This window comes from Oceanobacillus phoenicis (assembly GCF_047238145.1).
In the GTDB taxonomy this organism is placed as follows: domain Bacteria; phylum Bacillota; class Bacilli; order Bacillales; family Amphibacillaceae; genus Oceanobacillus.
Genome location: NZ_JBDFME010000001.1, coordinates 1,992,257 through 2,007,690, shown reverse-complemented (window position 1 = coordinate 2,007,690; position 15,434 = coordinate 1,992,257). Strand labels below are relative to the sequence as shown.

General features: G+C 33.5%; 12 protein-coding genes. 2 read left to right on the top strand and 10 right to left on the bottom strand.

Going from position 1 to position 15,434, the window contains the following annotated elements:
- Positions 1–389 precede the first annotated feature (389 nt).
- From arsC to ABC346_RS09955, 5 genes are all read right to left on the bottom strand, one after another.
- Positions 390–800 carry an arsenate reductase (thioredoxin) gene (gene arsC, locus ABC346_RS09975; RefSeq protein WP_413236541.1) on the bottom strand — a complete coding sequence of 137 codons (411 nt, stop codon included), beginning with the start codon at positions 798–800 and terminating at the stop codon, positions 390–392.
- 23 nt (positions 801–823) lie between these two features.
- Complete coding sequence (locus tag ABC346_RS09970; protein WP_336253373.1) at positions 824–2,122, bottom strand: arsenic transporter; 1,299 nt, start codon at positions 2,120–2,122, stop codon at positions 824–826.
- Positions 2,123–2,213: 91 nt separating this feature from the next.
- Positions 2,214–2,831, bottom strand: coding sequence for a CadD family cadmium resistance transporter (locus ABC346_RS09965; RefSeq protein ID WP_071649279.1), 618 nt, complete (start codon positions 2,829–2,831; stop codon positions 2,214–2,216).
- A 79-nt stretch (positions 2,832–2,910) separates the two neighbouring features.
- Positions 2,911–5,301, bottom strand: a complete 2,391-nt coding sequence (locus ABC346_RS09960) for a heavy metal translocating P-type ATPase (RefSeq protein WP_060681772.1) — start codon at positions 5,299–5,301, stop codon at positions 2,911–2,913.
- Positions 5,294–5,662, bottom strand: a complete 369-nt coding sequence (locus ABC346_RS09955) for an ArsR/SmtB family transcription factor (RefSeq protein WP_413234702.1) — start codon at positions 5,660–5,662, stop codon at positions 5,294–5,296. The genes ABC346_RS09960 and ABC346_RS09955 overlap by 8 nt, the downstream gene beginning before the upstream one ends.
- Positions 5,663–6,325: 663 nt before the next feature.
- On the opposite strand from ABC346_RS09955, the gene ABC346_RS09950 reads away from it, so the two are divergent.
- Entirely contained in the window at positions 6,326–7,738 is a 1,413-nt protein-coding gene (locus ABC346_RS09950; protein ID WP_413234701.1) for a hypothetical protein, read from the top strand.
- A gap of 517 nt (positions 7,739–8,255) precedes the next feature.
- Here ABC346_RS09950 and ABC346_RS09945 read toward each other — a convergent pair.
- Entirely contained in the window at positions 8,256–8,636 is a 381-nt protein-coding gene (locus ABC346_RS09945) for a hypothetical protein (protein ID WP_336253374.1), read from the bottom strand.
- A 402-nt stretch (positions 8,637–9,038) separates the two neighbouring features.
- Between ABC346_RS09945 and ABC346_RS09940 the strand changes: the two genes are divergently transcribed.
- Complete coding sequence (locus ABC346_RS09940; RefSeq protein ID WP_413234700.1) at positions 9,039–10,613, top strand: LA2681 family HEPN domain-containing protein; 1,575 nt, start codon at positions 9,039–9,041, stop codon at positions 10,611–10,613.
- A 478-nt stretch (positions 10,614–11,091) separates the two neighbouring features.
- On the opposite strand, the gene merA is transcribed toward ABC346_RS09940, so the two are convergent.
- The 4 genes from merA to ABC346_RS09920 form a co-directional block, all read right to left on the bottom strand.
- The gene (gene merA / locus ABC346_RS09935) at positions 11,092–12,732 is read right to left on the bottom strand and encodes a mercury(II) reductase (RefSeq protein WP_413234699.1); all 1,641 of its coding nucleotides are present in this window, start codon (positions 12,730–12,732) and stop codon (positions 11,092–11,094) included.
- A gap of 24 nt (positions 12,733–12,756) precedes the next feature.
- Positions 12,757–13,149, bottom strand: a complete 393-nt coding sequence (gene merR / locus ABC346_RS09930) for a mercury resistance transcriptional regulator MerR (protein WP_060681934.1) — start codon at positions 13,147–13,149, stop codon at positions 12,757–12,759.
- Positions 13,150–13,450: 301 nt separating this feature from the next.
- Positions 13,451–15,097: an FAD-dependent oxidoreductase gene (locus ABC346_RS09925; RefSeq protein WP_336251785.1), complete on the bottom strand. Its 1,647-nt coding sequence runs from the start codon at positions 15,095–15,097 to the stop codon at positions 13,451–13,453.
- Between the two features lie 39 nt (positions 15,098–15,136).
- A complete protein-coding gene (locus ABC346_RS09920) occupies positions 15,137–15,418 on the bottom strand; it encodes a HesB/IscA family protein (protein ID WP_060681933.1) in 282 nt (93 codons plus the stop codon).
- Between the last annotated feature and the right edge of the window lie 16 nt (positions 15,419–15,434).

Below are 15,434 nucleotides of genomic sequence, written 5' to 3'. Positions count from 1 at the left end.
TTGGATGGATACTTAACCTTGCATCTATCGGTATCGTTGTGTATTATGCCACCAAATTAGCATTAAAAAATTATCATAAGGATTAATTTAATCGTAATCTCTTTATAAAGGAGCGACTGTAATTGTGATCATTCCTTTTTAATCATGATAATCGATGTTACTGTTTAACCCGTTTAACATAAAACTTTAACTCATGCATGAAATGATTGTATTTTGCAAATCAAAGAACCTTCAATATACGACCAATGTCTAATTGATTGTCTATTGAAGGTAATCCTAACACTTATTTCATCAAACTTCCGTTAGTTTAAATGAATTATTCACAATATTTATTAGTAAAGACTTATATATTACAAGAGAAAACACCAAGAGGATTTCTTGGTGTTTTTTTATTCCCCTGTCTCAGCAAAGTGTTTGATTCGATTGCCAATTTCATCACGAACACGCTGGAAAACTGCCCATTTTTCTTCTTCCGTTCCTTCTGCTCTTGCAGGATCATCAAATCCCCAGTGTTCCCTTTTGACTTTAGGTGGTGTAACAGGACATTTATCTTTTGCATCACCACAAAGGGTAACAGTTAAAGCTGCGTTGTTTAGTATTTCAGAATCGATAATATCCGATGTTTGATTTGATATGTCAATTCCTGCTTCTTTCATTGCTTTAACTGCATTCGGGTTCAGTCCGTGTGCTTCAATTCCACCACTTTTAACTTCCCATTCCTCATGGTTTAAGTATTTTTTTGCCCAACCCTCTGCCATTTGGCTTCGGCACGAATTCCCAGTACATAGAAAGTAGATTATTTTTTTTCATAGCTCATTCTCCTTTAGAAAAATAGTAATGAAATATAAAGTCCAATTAATGTTATCAATAGGATGGGTATCGTTAAAACAACCCCAGTTTTAAAATATGTTCCCCAGGATATTTTCACCCCTTTTTGGGATAAAACGTGAAGCCATACCAATGTGGCGAGTGACCCAATTGGAGTGATTTTTGGTCCTAAATCAGATCCTATAATATTCGCATAAACAAGTGCCTCTCGTATTACACCTGATGTATTTGTTTCTGCAATTGCCAAAGCATCAATCATAACAGTTGGCATATTATTCATAATTGCAGATAGAATAGCTGCTATAAAGCCCATAGAAACGGTAGCAATTAACAATCCTTCTTCAGCCACTTCTTGAATAACACCTGCCAAGACAGAAGTAAGTCCTGCATTCCCTAATCCATAAACAACGACATACATTCCTATTGAGAAAAAAACAATATTCCAAGGCGCTCCTTTAATTGCTGATTTTGTATCAACTACTTCGCTTCTTCTAGCCATCAGAATAAAAAGTATCGCAACAATACCTGCCACAATGGAAACAGGAATATGAATGAATTCACTAGTAAAGTAACCAATTAATAATACCGTTAAAACAAACCAAGACAAACGGAACAATTTTTGGTCCTTGATCGCTTCTACTGGTTTTCTTAGTTTAGACAAATCGTATGTTTTAGGGATACTTTTTCTGAAATAAATGAGTAAGACGGTAATCGTTGCAATTAGTGAAAAAATGTTTGGAATAACCATCCTCACAGCATATTCGAGGAATCCAATTCCAAAAAAATCAGCAGAAACAATATTTACCAAGTTACTTACGATAAAGGGTAATGATGTTGTATCAGCAATAAAACCACTAGCAATAATAAACGGAAAGACCATTTTTTCCTTGAATTTCAAATGACGAACCATTGCAAGTACAATTGGTGTTAATATTAATGCAGCACCATCATTGGCGAATAATGCAGCAACAATCGCACCTAAAATACTCACATAGACAAACATTTTAATTCCATTTCCTTTTGCAATCCTCGCCATATGTAGAGCGGCCCACTCAAACAAACCAATTTGATCTAATATTAATGAAATAAGGATGATTGCAACAAACGATAATGTTGCGTTCCAAGTAATGTCTATTACTTCTAAGACATCACTAAATCCAACAACTCCTACTAAAAGAGCAATGATTGCTCCAGCACAGGCAGACCAACCGATATTTAATCCTTTAGGCTGCCAAATAACGAAAATTAATGTAGCAATAAAAATAATAAGTGCTAAAGTGAAATCTTGATTCAATCGTATTACGCCACTATTGCACTACCCTGTAGCATAATAACTTCAACAACAAGGGTGCGTGAATTCTTCTTGGATCAACGCACCCGGTTTGTTAAAATTGGAATGAGAATAATGCATTTAATGTGCCATTTTCAAACATAATATAAATCCCTAGCCCTATAAAAACAATTGGAACAATCCAACGTTCATATTTCTCAACTTTTTCTGATACAAAATCCAAGGAAGCTAAGCGATAGCTGACATAACATAAAACCCCAACCATAATGAAAAAGACAATACTAGCAATAAGAATTTCAACCGCGTTTAATGCTGTGAAATAAGGTATATAAATAGAAAAGTCATCTGCACTGGAAGACAGCACAATAAATATAACTGTTAAATATAATTGATTAAACCGATTGGAGGAAAATAAAGATAATATATTGCTATCATCTTCATCTTCCTCACCCTTGATCCAAATCTTAATACCCAAATAAAGGGGAATAAGCCCAAGGAGACCTAAAACCCATTGCTCAGGAATTAACCATGTAATACCGAGGGCAACCAATAGACTTGCAGCTATAATAATTGCTGTACCTATGTATTGTCCAATCCATATATGTTTTGCTTGCCCTTTTTTTATTTGCGAAAACAAAAGGATTAAAATAATAAGATAGTCAATCCCTGTTGCTACATAAACTGCAGCTGCTGTAAGTGCCGTTGCAATCATTATTTCATCTCCAATACTTCTGGATAGGGCTTTTCAATGGCAAGAAAAGCCCTTAATTTTACACACACATATTTATATATTAATTTTCTTTTACCCGCATTAACCTTAAACCATTTAAAGCGACTAAAAGAGTTGCTCCCATATCTGAAAGGATGGCAATCCAAAGTGTTAGCCAACCGGGGATAACCAATAATAAGGCAATGAATTTAATAGCTAATGCGAATGTGATATTTTGCTTAATTATAGTCAGTGCTTTTCGGCTTAGTTTCACAGAAAATGGAAGTTTTCTTAAATCGTCTCCCATTAAAGCTACATCTGCTGTTTCAAGGGCAGTATCTGTACCAGCTCCACCCATTGCGATTCCAACAGTAGAGGCAGCTAACGCAGGGGCATCATTGACACCATCTCCAACCATCGCTACGTTGCCATATTTAGATCTCAATTGTTTAATAAATTCTAATTTGTCTTGTGGCAATAGTTCTGCTTGGATATCCGTTACCCCAACATGACCTCCAATTGCATTGGCTGTACCTTTGTTGTCACCTGTAAGCATGATGGTTTTTTTGATTCCAAGTTGATGTAACTTATGAATAATTTCCTTGCTGGATTCACGTACTTCATCAGCTACTGCAATGACAGCAAGGATTTCTTTTTCAGTTCCAACAACCATTGCAGTTTTCCCTTGATTTTGAAGGGTCTTAATAAGTTGATCTTGCTCGTTATTAAAATCGACTGATAGATTCTCAAATAATTTCGGATTTCCAATGTAATAAGTCGTGCCGCTGATAGTCCCCTTAATTCCTTTTCCTGTGATAGAAGAGAAATCATCCACGATTATATGAGTGTAGGTAATGTTCTCCTCTTCTGCTTTTTTCATAACGGCTGAAGCTAATGGATGCCCGGAACGATATTCTAATGCAGTAATGATAGATAACATTTCTTCTGCATTTACCTGATTATTCAATACGTTAAAATCTGTTACAACTGGAATCCCTTTTGTTAATGTACCCGTTTTATCAAAGGCAATCGCTTTTAAGGCGCCCATTTCTTCTAGATAAATTCCGCCTTTGATAAGCACACCTTTTTTAGCTGCATTTCCAATTGCTGAAACAATAGAAATTGGGGTTGAAATAACTAATGCACAAGGGCAACCAACGACAAGAACAGCTAGCCCTTGGTAAACCCATGTTCCCCAGCTGCCACCAAATAATAATGGTGGCACAACAGCAACCAGTCCTGCGATAATCATAATAATAGGTGTATAATATTTTGCGAATTTATCTACAAACGCTTGAGATGGCGCACGTTCCCCTTGAGCCTCTTCAACAAGGTGAATGATTTTGGAGATTGTTGTATCTTCAACCAGCTTTGTTACTTTAACCTCAAGTATTCCCTCTTCATTTAATGTTCCTGCAAAAACTTCATCATCCATCGTTTTCTCGACAGGGACTGACTCGCCTGTAATAGCCGCTTGATTAACAGCAGAGTAACCATTTACTACTACACCATCCATAGCAAGCTTTTGACCGGGTTTCACAATCATAATATCGCCAACAGCAATATCATCAACATGAATCATCATTTCTTGCCCATTTCTTCTAACAAGCGCCTTTTTAGGAGCAATATCCATTAGAGATCGAATCGATTGTCTTGCTCGATCCATAGAGAATCTTTCTAGAGCTTCACTAATTGCAAAAAGAATAACAACAATTGCACCTTCTGCCCATTCCCCAATAATAGCTGCTCCAATAATTGCCACTGTCATAAGGGTTTTCATGTCAAATTCAAAATGTAGCAAGTTTTGAAACCCGACTTTAAAGAGTGAATATCCGCCAATTACTATCGCTGCTGCAAACAATAGGGAAGTAATAATATTTTCCTCTCCATTAACAAACTGAGAAATATAACCAAAAACGATTAATAAAGTAGCATATAGTAACGTGCTGTGTTTTTTATAAAATGGCTCTTTTTCTTCTTTAACCTCTTGTTTCTCTTCCCTTAATGGTTTATCTTGAGTCACTTTAAGATTTTCAAAAGCACCGGCTTTTTCTAATTCTTCAATGTTTGTATCGCCATATACCTCGATTTTAGACGCACCAAAATTTACTTTTGCATCCTGAACCCCTGATAATTTTTTTACATTCTTTTCGAATTTACCCGCACAATTAGCACACGAAAATCCTTCAACCCGGTACACATTTTTATCCTGATGAACAACAATTGGTGCTTGCCGTTTTGGTTTTTCAGGCATTACTTTAAGATTTTCAAAAGCTCCTGCTTTCTCTAATTCTTCAACAGTTGCATCACCATACACGGATATTTTAGATGCGCCGAAATTAACTCTTGCGTCTTGAACATTGGGTAGTTTCTTAACATTTCTTTCAAATTTTCCTGCACAATTTGCACATGAAAAGCCTTGTACTCGGTAGGAAGTCATTTCTGATTCTGATTGTTCTGCTTGTTCAGACATTTACCTCCACCTCTTTCTTGTGTGTTAATGCAATCATCATAATTTGTTTGATATGTTTATCGTTTAACGAATAAAAGGAGAGCTTTCCTTCCTTCCGATATTTGACAATCCTTTGCTTATAAAGTGTTCGTAAATGATGAGAAGCATTAGCAACCGTAACTCCTAAGATATTTGCTATATCACAAACACATAGCTCATCATCTTGACACAGAGCATAGGTGATTTTTGCTCTATTTTCATCGGCAATTGCTTTTAACATTTGAGAAATACCAGAAATATCTACTGTTTGTAAATCACCCTGTATTCTATTAACCTTTTCCTCGTCATAACAAAAAACATCACAAGTATCCTTTTTATTCAAATCATCACCTCATTCAAATATTCATTTGAATATATCATAACTTTTTTCCATTACATATTCAAGCAATTACTTGAATGATTTTAAAAAAGAACTGAGATTTCCCAATTCTGATAACATCTTCTTGAACTTTCATTTATTAGCCTCAATAAGAGCGTATACCCATAAAAATTTCGATAGTCCAAATAATAGTTCAAGAAAGAGCGAATATTATTCTTTGCTCAATAAAGCTAAGTTTCTCAAATATGACTTAAATAACAAAAAGTTGGTTATACTAAGATTAGAATAACCCAACATTCTATACTAGCGTGATAAAGATGTTTAGGTTGTATTTCTTTATAGAATCCCGTCCTTATTTTGATTTTAGCAGATCAATTAAAATAAGGATGGGATTTCTCATTATATTAGTGTTGATACTGTTTTTATATATTTGCTTTAGATGGTAAATGTAGTTATAATGTAAAGTATTAATTTTATTTTTAGTATCTATCTTGCTATTTCTATATTGTTTACTATATAATAACTATACTAAACTTTATAAGATTAAATCAAAATTTCATAATAAAAAAGGGAGAACCCCAAATCTATGTTAGGTCTTTGTTAGTTCAAAGGCGTACTTAGATTTGGGGTTCTTTTCTTTTTGCACAAGTTTTGGAGGGTTAAGTAATGACAATGTTAAGTAGAGAAATGCTAAAACAACAAAAAATATTAAAGAGTCTTTCATCTGTTTCTCTTCGTCTAATCCCATTTTTAGCGGCAAATACAGATTTAGACAAACGAATTAATGTAACATTAGAACAAATTGAAGCAGCTAATATTATGACTCCGCGACTAATAAAGGAAGCATTAGGAAGACTGGAGAAAGTTGAGTGGATCTATCGGGGTAAAGATGGTTACTTATATAGTAAATTCAATACTATTTCAACAGCTGAGAACCATAATTTCTACTATATAAACTTGTATAAATTCTTTCAATCTGATGAATTTAAAAAATCATACAAGCGCCAATTACAATTCCTATTTTATATTCTAACAGCAAAACTACCGGGCCACGAACATTCTTTAGCTATTGAACACCTTTATCAAAACCGGACAAATGCAAAGCATGTAAAGTTAGACTTTTTTATTAGTTTTGAAGATATGATATCCAACCTTTTAGATTTAATTAACAAAGGTTTTTTTGAAGTGCGACTTGGAGCGAATAGAGAAGTACTAAATAAAAATACTAAAAATCTTAGAGAAAGATTAAATACATTTGCTGAAAAAACTGGTAAAAGAAAGAAACGAATGAGTCATAAAGAAGAAAAACATCATATCATTCATATTCGTATAGCAAAAGATTTAGTTACAAAAGATCAAATTTGTGACATTTATGATATGACAAGATTGGCAACGTTGCAGGATTTAAAATCTATCGCAAAAGATTTTGGATGTAGTTTAGACAGCTTTGATGTAAAAGCTTTAGAGAAGGTCCATATGGTAAAGGCAAAAATATATAAGGAATTCGGTGATGTAGGAATACAATTATATCGTGAAGGCTTAAAAGATTTTTTCAAAAATAGAAGCCATTCTTTTCAAAATCTGATGGAAAATAGTAATTTTGGTAATACAATTAAAAACTTTTATGTTATTCCTAGAATTGAACAAAGACTTAAAACCTTATTCGAAGAGGTGAAAAATGATTATTTTACTAAAGTAAAAACATTGCCATATCAATCCTTAAATTTAAAACATGCTATTAAAGATAGTAAACCATTTATATCTTACATTATGGAAGAATCATATAACGACAACCTTATCATATTAGACCGTGAATTAGAAGCAGCATATAGCTTCATATATAGCCAATTTACACAGGTAGATAAGTCTTGGTATGAATTTAAAGAAAAAGTAGAAAAAATCTATAAAGATGAGGCCGAAGCTCATGGTAATGATAGGAATAAAGTATTTTATCTTGCTATCCAAAGGCAATTAAATCAAAAAGAACGTACTATCTCTAAAATCAAACGGGACAGTAACTATAAAAGAGAAAGAAGAGAAAAATTACTTTACAATCCTTACGTAGCAATTACCGAGTAATATCGGATCTTTTTAAAAAATTATTATTACTGTTTTTTTAAGATCCAAAATGCGGGAACTACCTAATAATAATTTTTTTAAAAATATAAAATATAAATTCTGCCTTTCTATCCTAGTGGAGAAGGGTTATTTGGCATGAGCATTTTTTCAAACAATAACTTTTTATAAAAAAGTATAGGACGATTCTCTTGTTTCTGTATTGTATTCTTTCTCAATAAAGCTTTTTTTTAAAGAATAAAGTCCAATTACACCAGGAAATTTTTATAGTATCTGTTTAATATTTATATTTTAAGATAAAATTTTTTTTTAGATTTATTAATTTTATATTATAGACATTTAATTTATAGTATCAATAAAATTAATTATCATAAAAACTATTCAATTCCTTACCACGTAAGGGTTTGTAATAGTAATTTAAAGATACTAATGTATCTTATTATGTTTTTTATCATTAAATATTATTACAATACATATTACTTTTTTGATTAAATTCTTAGTTATAAAACAACTTCAAAAACTATTCTTTTAATAAACTTATAACATCTTCTATTACATCCTTGTCACACTTCTTATCTATCAATTGTTCAATGACCATTACTAAAGTCTCTCTCCGATAAATCTTTGTTAATATTTTTAGAATGGATTGACTATCGATTATCCCATATTGATCTAAATGCTTCTTTATGAGCGCAGCTTCTCCGTCCCCCAAAACTAAAACATTCTCAACCTTTTTAATTGTGTATCCTTTTGAAAATAAGATTTCCGCCACCCTTCTTTTTTCAATGGAACTTACAATATAATCTATCCAATATAATTGGTTTTCTCTGAATGAGGTAGCTTCCTGTAATTCCTCAAAAGAGGCATTTTTTATGATATGTTCAATATCCATATTGTCCATATGTCACACCGCCTTATTGTGGTTAATAATTTAAAAAATAGAAATGTATAAGTATATCCATGTGATAAAACTATTGCTTCATAAATTGAGACGCTTGCTTTATGTTGAGTATGATAACTTTCAAAGCATAACTAAGCCTTGAACAACAGTTTATCATCTGACACACAGAGGATTCATGGTAAGTTATCTTCTATAATATTCGTTTTAAAAATCATTTCCTTTTTATCAATTTATGCCAAATAAGATATTAGTTTATTCATTTATCCCATAAATAGTTATTTTGTAGTCATAATTGGTTGATATATAGCCATGAACTTCTATTCAAAATTTAATAAGAGGTTATAATTATAGAATGAGCAAATGTAATAAAATATTTTATCTAACTAAACGGGGGAGAAAGTTATGATTAACGATGATGTGCATACTTTAGGAATGTTTGCCGATAAAGCTTTCGATGAGGGAGATATAGACACTTTACACAAAATAGCGGAGGATTGTTTAAACCGAGTTGAAACAGGAAAGTATAATCGCCTTGAGAAAGGAATTTTAGCTTACCATGGGGCTACTTCCTACAGTAACTATATCCACCTAAAGTATAAAGGTTTATTAATTTATTCTGAGAAGAGTAATAACGAAGAAGACTTTGAAATGTGTTTATTATTGTTTCGATTATCTATAGAAAATTTAACTTCATATCAGGAAAGAGACGAAATAAAAGAAGATTCAGAGGAATCTTATCACCTTGGAAATTATTTATTAATGGCATATACTAACTATGCAAACGTATTGAATACATGCGGTAGGATTATTAAGGCACTATCATATTTAAAAATTGGAGTTGGTAGTGGTTTTCCAATGGCTATAGGAAACTTTGCTGGATTTTTAATGGATTATGCTTCGCTCGACTATGATAATGGTCATCGTTCAGTTCTTGCTAATGAATCCTATCAATTATTAAAAGAAGTATTGGAATTCAATGATATAGAAGAGTATGCAACTGAGCATTATAAAAGTTTAAAAGCTAGTTTAAAACAATGGTATCCAATAGAATATCTAGAGAAACCTTACGAATTTGAAGAATACTCATTAGGGGATTCCGATGATGAAATCAATTACCGAAAATGGTGTATTAAAAATACATTGATTCTGAATACTTTAAACGATGCCTTTCCTTATTCCATCTCTGCACATGATATCCTTCATCTGCCTAATATTATTACAAAAATCGATGAGGGACCAAGATTTCATGGTTTGTTTAATCAAATAAAACAAGAATATGTATCTGCTAGATTCATGATTTTTGATGCCATTTCATTTCAAGGGTCTCATTTTTCGGATAGAGATGTTCACCTTGTCAATACATTAGATTATCCGGTATATGGCATTTCAATTGAGAAATTGAAATATGCCTATAGAAGTTTATATTCATTATTTGACCGTATTTCCTTTTTTATAAATGATTATTTTGAAATTGGAATCAAGGAAAGAGATGTATCTTATCGAACAATCTGGCAGGACAAAGTTAGAAAAGGGAAAAACTCCTACAACTTAAAAGTCGATTTAAAGAATAGGATGACAGAAAAAGATACATTTAATCTCCCATTAATCGGTCTGTACTGGTTATGCAAAGATATTGGAAAGCAAAAGGTAGAACATCACTATATAGAACCAGCTATCGTACATATTTCGAAAATACGACATCATTTAGAGCATCGTTATTTAAAGGTTCATGACACTCTTTTGTATCCAATTACAGAGGAATTACGAGAAAATAAGGATGATCCGTTGGCCTATTCCATTACGGTTGATGAATTTAATGATGCTGCAATGAAACTACTTTCTTATGTACGTGAAGGAATTATATTATTGACTATGGGTGTACACGTAGAGGAACTTAGAAAGAAAAGTGCGTCAGATGGTTTAATTATGCCGATGCACATGGATCAATACGATGATGATTGGAAACAGCTAAATTGAATTTTAGATTGCCTTCTTTGAATAAATTATATATCTTTGGAAATAATAAAATATGTTAGTGCAACTTGTATTTCAGACATAAAAATAAGGAAGTATTTACTTCCTTATTTTTTGTCCTCTCTCGTTGATAGTTTGCCCACTTAAAATAATAAGATTTGCTGCATCTTTATAAGATTCCGTTCGATATTAGTCAGTACAAGAAGACGAGGTTTAAGGATAATGTGTATTTCATCTATTCCAAGCCATTTAGGAGTCTCGATTTGATATTCTTGTTCTTTGAATGCCACATGGCCTTAAAGACGTACAGTACTAAATTATTTTTGTGACCACAAATGCTCTTAGAAATTCCTTAAAGTATTAATATAATAGGTGATTGGAAAATAGTTTATGGAATCCTTTTGTAGACTTTGCTTAACTACTGCACCCTTTAGTAATTATTAGCCGGTTTACTTGAATAAGAAGTTGTAAAAAGGTTGCCTTAGCCTGCACAACAAGATAATTTCGATACATCTTTATCGAACGTAAGTGCAGCTAATTTTAGCCCTTCAGCCATTGTTAAATATGGTGATAGGGTTTCTGTTAAATCTTCTATCGTTAAGCCAAATTTAACAGCTAATGTCGCTGCATAGATGACATCTCCTGCATTCTCAGATACAATATGGACCCCTAATACTTTCAATGTTTTTGCATCTGCTACTAGTTTAAATACACCGGTGGTTTCACGGTTTACAATTGCTCTTGGAACAGCATCTAAGGGTAATACAGATGTCTTCACATCATACCCTTTCCCTTTTGCTTGTTCTTCTGTTAAACCAACCGTTGCAACCGATGGATTCGTAAACGTAACAGCAGGAACAATTGATAAATCTATATTTTTGTTTAACCCACCGATAGCATTATCAGTAGCAATTCCACCTTCATAGCCTGCTACATATACAAATTGCGGTCCTAACGTCACATCTCCTGCTGCATAAATCTTTTGATTACTTGTTTGACCAAAATCATTGATCAGGATTTCATTATTTTTTCCAATTTCAACATCTGCAGCACTTAAATTTAAAGAATCCGTATTTGGTTTTCTTCCAGTAGCAACAAGTAACTGATCTGATTCAATGACTTTTTTACTGCCATCCACTGTTACGTAAACCTTTTTTATCTCTCCACTTTGTTCAACACGCTCAAAAGTTGCCCCTTTGACAAGTTTTATTCCCTGTTCAATCAAGGCTTTTTCAACTGTCTCTGAAATCTCAGGATCATATTCTTTTAAAAGTCGCTCACTTCTTTGGATTAGTGTTATTTCTGAACCTAGATGATAAAATAGTTGTCCAAGCTCCATTCCAATGTATCCTGAACCAATCACCGTTAACCGTTTTGGTACTTTCTTTAATTCAAGTAGAGTTGTACTAGTTAAATAGTCCACTTCTTCAAGTCCTGAAATTCGTGGTAACGAGGGAGATGCACCTGTTGCAATTAAAAAGCGTTTTACAGATAACTTTGCCCCATTGACCTCAATCGTACTAGCATCAACGAATTTTGCTTCACCTTCAATTAAATCAAAGCCATATTCATCAATTAAATCCACATATTTTTGATTCCGAAGTTCACTCACCAATTTATTCTTTTGCGTGATTAAACTAGCTAAATCCACTTCTCCAGCAGATGTTTGTAAACCTATAAACGGATTTTCTTTTGATAAATGATTGATTTCCCCTGCCCTAAGAAGAGTCTTTGATGGAACACAGCCAATATTCACACAGGTTCCCCCAACCGTTCCACACTCAATCATTCCAACTTTTGCACCATATTCAATAGCTTTAATTGCCGAAGAAAAAGCAGCAGCGCCAGAACCAATAATAAGAAGGTCATAGTTGTCCTCATTACTTAAAGCCACGTTTTCTTGAGATGATACTTCCTCAATTTCTCCAGTTTGATAATTTGCTTCATCAATCGCCTTTTTTGCACTTTCAACCTCAATATCATCGGGCAATTCAAATACGACTTCACCACGACGAAAACTAGACTCAATATTTTTAGCACCTATATTTCCAAGTGCTGATGCCACGTGTTTTTCACAACCCGTACAAGTCATTCCTTGAATGTTTACCTTAAATTTAATCATAATAAAGCTCCCTTCGTTAATCTCTCATGTTAATGTTTCTATTATTGGACATGAATGTAATTGCTTTTCATCTGGACATCGTTGTTTTAAGTCATCTAACATAGTTTCAATACGTTTTAAATCCTCTATTTGCTTTTGAACTTCCTCTTGTTTTTTAGAAACAAATTCGAACATATCTTGACAACGAACTTCATCTTTATCTACAACGCCAAGTAATTTATAAATCTCACTTAAAGAAAAACCAAGTTCCTGTATTCGCTTAATAAACCCAACACGCTTCACTTCATCATCTGAATACATCCGATAACCAGCTTCCGTTCGGTAAGGCTCTTGTAATAAATTTTTTCGTTCGTAATATCTAATAGTTTCTTTGTTAACTCCACATTTATTTGCGAACTCACTAATTCGATAAATCACCTTATTTCACCCCATAAAAATTATAAACCGTGTACCATAGTACACGGTCAAGTAAATATATTATCAAACTTTTCTATTTCTTGTTCAATTAATATGAGTCATTAGTTACAAGATAACATTTAAATTCTTCTATACAATAATTTGAATATCCCTCTTGGTTCGGACCATTTTAATTTTTTCACAACTTAACATTCCACCAAATAATCCAATTTAAACATTAATTGTTTTAAAGGCATTAAAATAGTAATTCCACTATATATTCTGAAGACCCTTTATTATATTTATCTACATTCTATAAATTTTATTGTTTCCCTTTATTAAAACTCTGATAATTCTTATTCCCACCTGAAAGATTAAATACATCTTTAAATCCCATATTTATTAACACATTTTGCGCAGCATTTCCAGTTACACCTTTGTTACAGTACGTTACGGTAGGGATATTAGGATCCAAATTCTTCGCTTCCTTACGCAACTTTGCTAGTGGTATATTTACTGCTCCATCCACTTTCGATACCTCATACTGCTTCGTTGCTCTTGTATCGATGATTTGTATTTGCTCACCGTTCTCGATTCGGTCCGTTAATTCTTGTGGGGTAATCAGTTTATTTTTCTTATCAATCGCATTTTGTAAAGCCATACCTGTATACATTACCGGATCTTTCGTTGTACTAAATGGTGGTGCATATGCTAAATCTAGATGGAACAAGTCTTTTGCTTTTGCTTTAAAGGAAATGGCTGTTACAAATACATCGATTCGCTTATCAACACCATCTTCACCTACGATTTGCACACCTAAAATTTGGCTTGTTTTCCTATCGGCAATTGCCTTAATTACTAATTCTTTACCACCCAGATATTCTGCTCTTGCTGGTTTAATATTGTGTAATACTTCAAGATCAAAACCTTCTGCCTTAGCCTCTTTTTCACTTAACCCGGTATAGCCTACCGCTAAGTCAAATACTCTTAAAATTCCTGTCCCTAAAATGCCCCGATGTTCCAAATCTCCACCAGTAATAACATCACCAGCGATACGTCCCATTTTATTAGCTGTAGAGCCTAACGGACGGTATATAGGTTTTCCAGTTATAACCGAAAAACTTTCTGCTACGTCCCCAACGGCATAAATATCAGGTAGATTCGTTTGCATCTTGGTATTAACTTTAATCGTTCCAGATGTGCCTAATTCCACGCCTAAATCTCTTGCTAGTTTCGTATTTGGTCTAACACCAGTGGCTAAAATGATCATATCGGAATCAATGACATTGCCACTTTTCGTTTCCACAGTATTCTCCGTAATCACAGTTGCTTCTTCGTTTAATAACAAGTTTACTCCGTTATCTCGGATATGCTCCTCTACACGGAAAGCCATATCTTTATCCAAATGTGGCATAATCTGATTACTGCGCTGAACAATCGTTACTTCTAATCCTTTATGAGTCAATTGTTCTGCCATTTCAAGACTGATGAAGCCAGCACCAATAATGGTGACCTTTTTCGGGTTATTTGAAACCATAAACGAGTTGATAGATGCTGTGTTTTGGATATTGCGGACATGAAAGACATGCTCCATCTCCACCCCTTTAATTGGTGGAGTAATTGGAGTCGCACCAGTTGCAAATACCAAGGTATCGTAACTGTCTTCTTTCGTCTCGCTTGTATCTAGATTTTTAACTGTAATTACTTTCTTATCTGGATCTATCTTTATCACTTCATGACGTGTTTGAATATCCACGTTGTAACGTTTTTTAAACCATGCAGCACTTCTAGGTGTTAGTGTCTCTAACTCGTCTACTTCCCCTCCTAAAAAGTAGGGGATTCCACAAATAGAATAGGAGATATCATAATCTGCATTATATAACGTAATTTCTGCGTTTTCGTCGTTTCTGCGTGCCTTTGCAGCAACAGATGTACCAGCTGCAACGGAACCAATAATAATTATCTTCATATGTTTATAATCCTCCAGATCTTATCTTGATGTCTATTCTTAGCAGCACTGATCCATTCCTAGTAACACAAATTGCGAACCGTTTGGTGTTTCATCGTCATCTAATGTTAATCCTTCTACTGTATCTTTAACATCTTTATCAATGGACACTTTAATTCCATCAATTTCTTCAACAATATCGTTTTCTTCAGGCGCATCTAAAGAAATTCCTAATTGCGGTCCACAACATCCTGCTCCCATCGAATAAAAGCGAATACCTTCTGCACCCTTTTCTTGAAAAATAACCTGTAATTTATTTTTAGCCTTTTCTGTGATATTCATTATAATTCCCCCTTAT

Bases quoted from the DNA above. Each gene is read 5' to 3' on its own strand.
- ABC346_RS09965 (WP_071649279.1), bottom strand. From the start codon at position 2,831: ATGATTGCAACGGCACTTACAGCAGCTGCAGTTTATGTAGCAACAGGG.
- ABC346_RS09960 (WP_060681772.1), bottom strand. From the start codon at position 5,301: ATGTCTGAACAAGCAGAACAATCAGAATCAGAAATGACTTCCTACCGA.
- ABC346_RS09950 (WP_413234701.1), top strand. From the start codon at position 6,326: ATGACAATGTTAAGTAGAGAAATGCTAAAACAACAAAAAATATTAAAG.
- ABC346_RS09945 (WP_336253374.1), bottom strand. From the start codon at position 8,636: ATGGACAATATGGATATTGAACATATCATAAAAAATGCCTCTTTTGAG.
- ABC346_RS09940 (WP_413234700.1), top strand. From the start codon at position 9,039: ATGATTAACGATGATGTGCATACTTTAGGAATGTTTGCCGATAAAGCT.
- merA (WP_413234699.1), bottom strand. From the start codon at position 12,732: ATGATTAAATTTAAGGTAAACATTCAAGGAATGACTTGTACGGGTTGT.
- ABC346_RS09925 (WP_336251785.1), bottom strand. From the start codon at position 15,097: ATGAAGATAATTATTATTGGTTCCGTTGCAGCTGGTACATCTGTTGCT.
- ABC346_RS09920 (WP_060681933.1), bottom strand. From the start codon at position 15,418: ATGAATATCACAGAAAAGGCTAAAAATAAATTACAGGTTATTTTTCAA.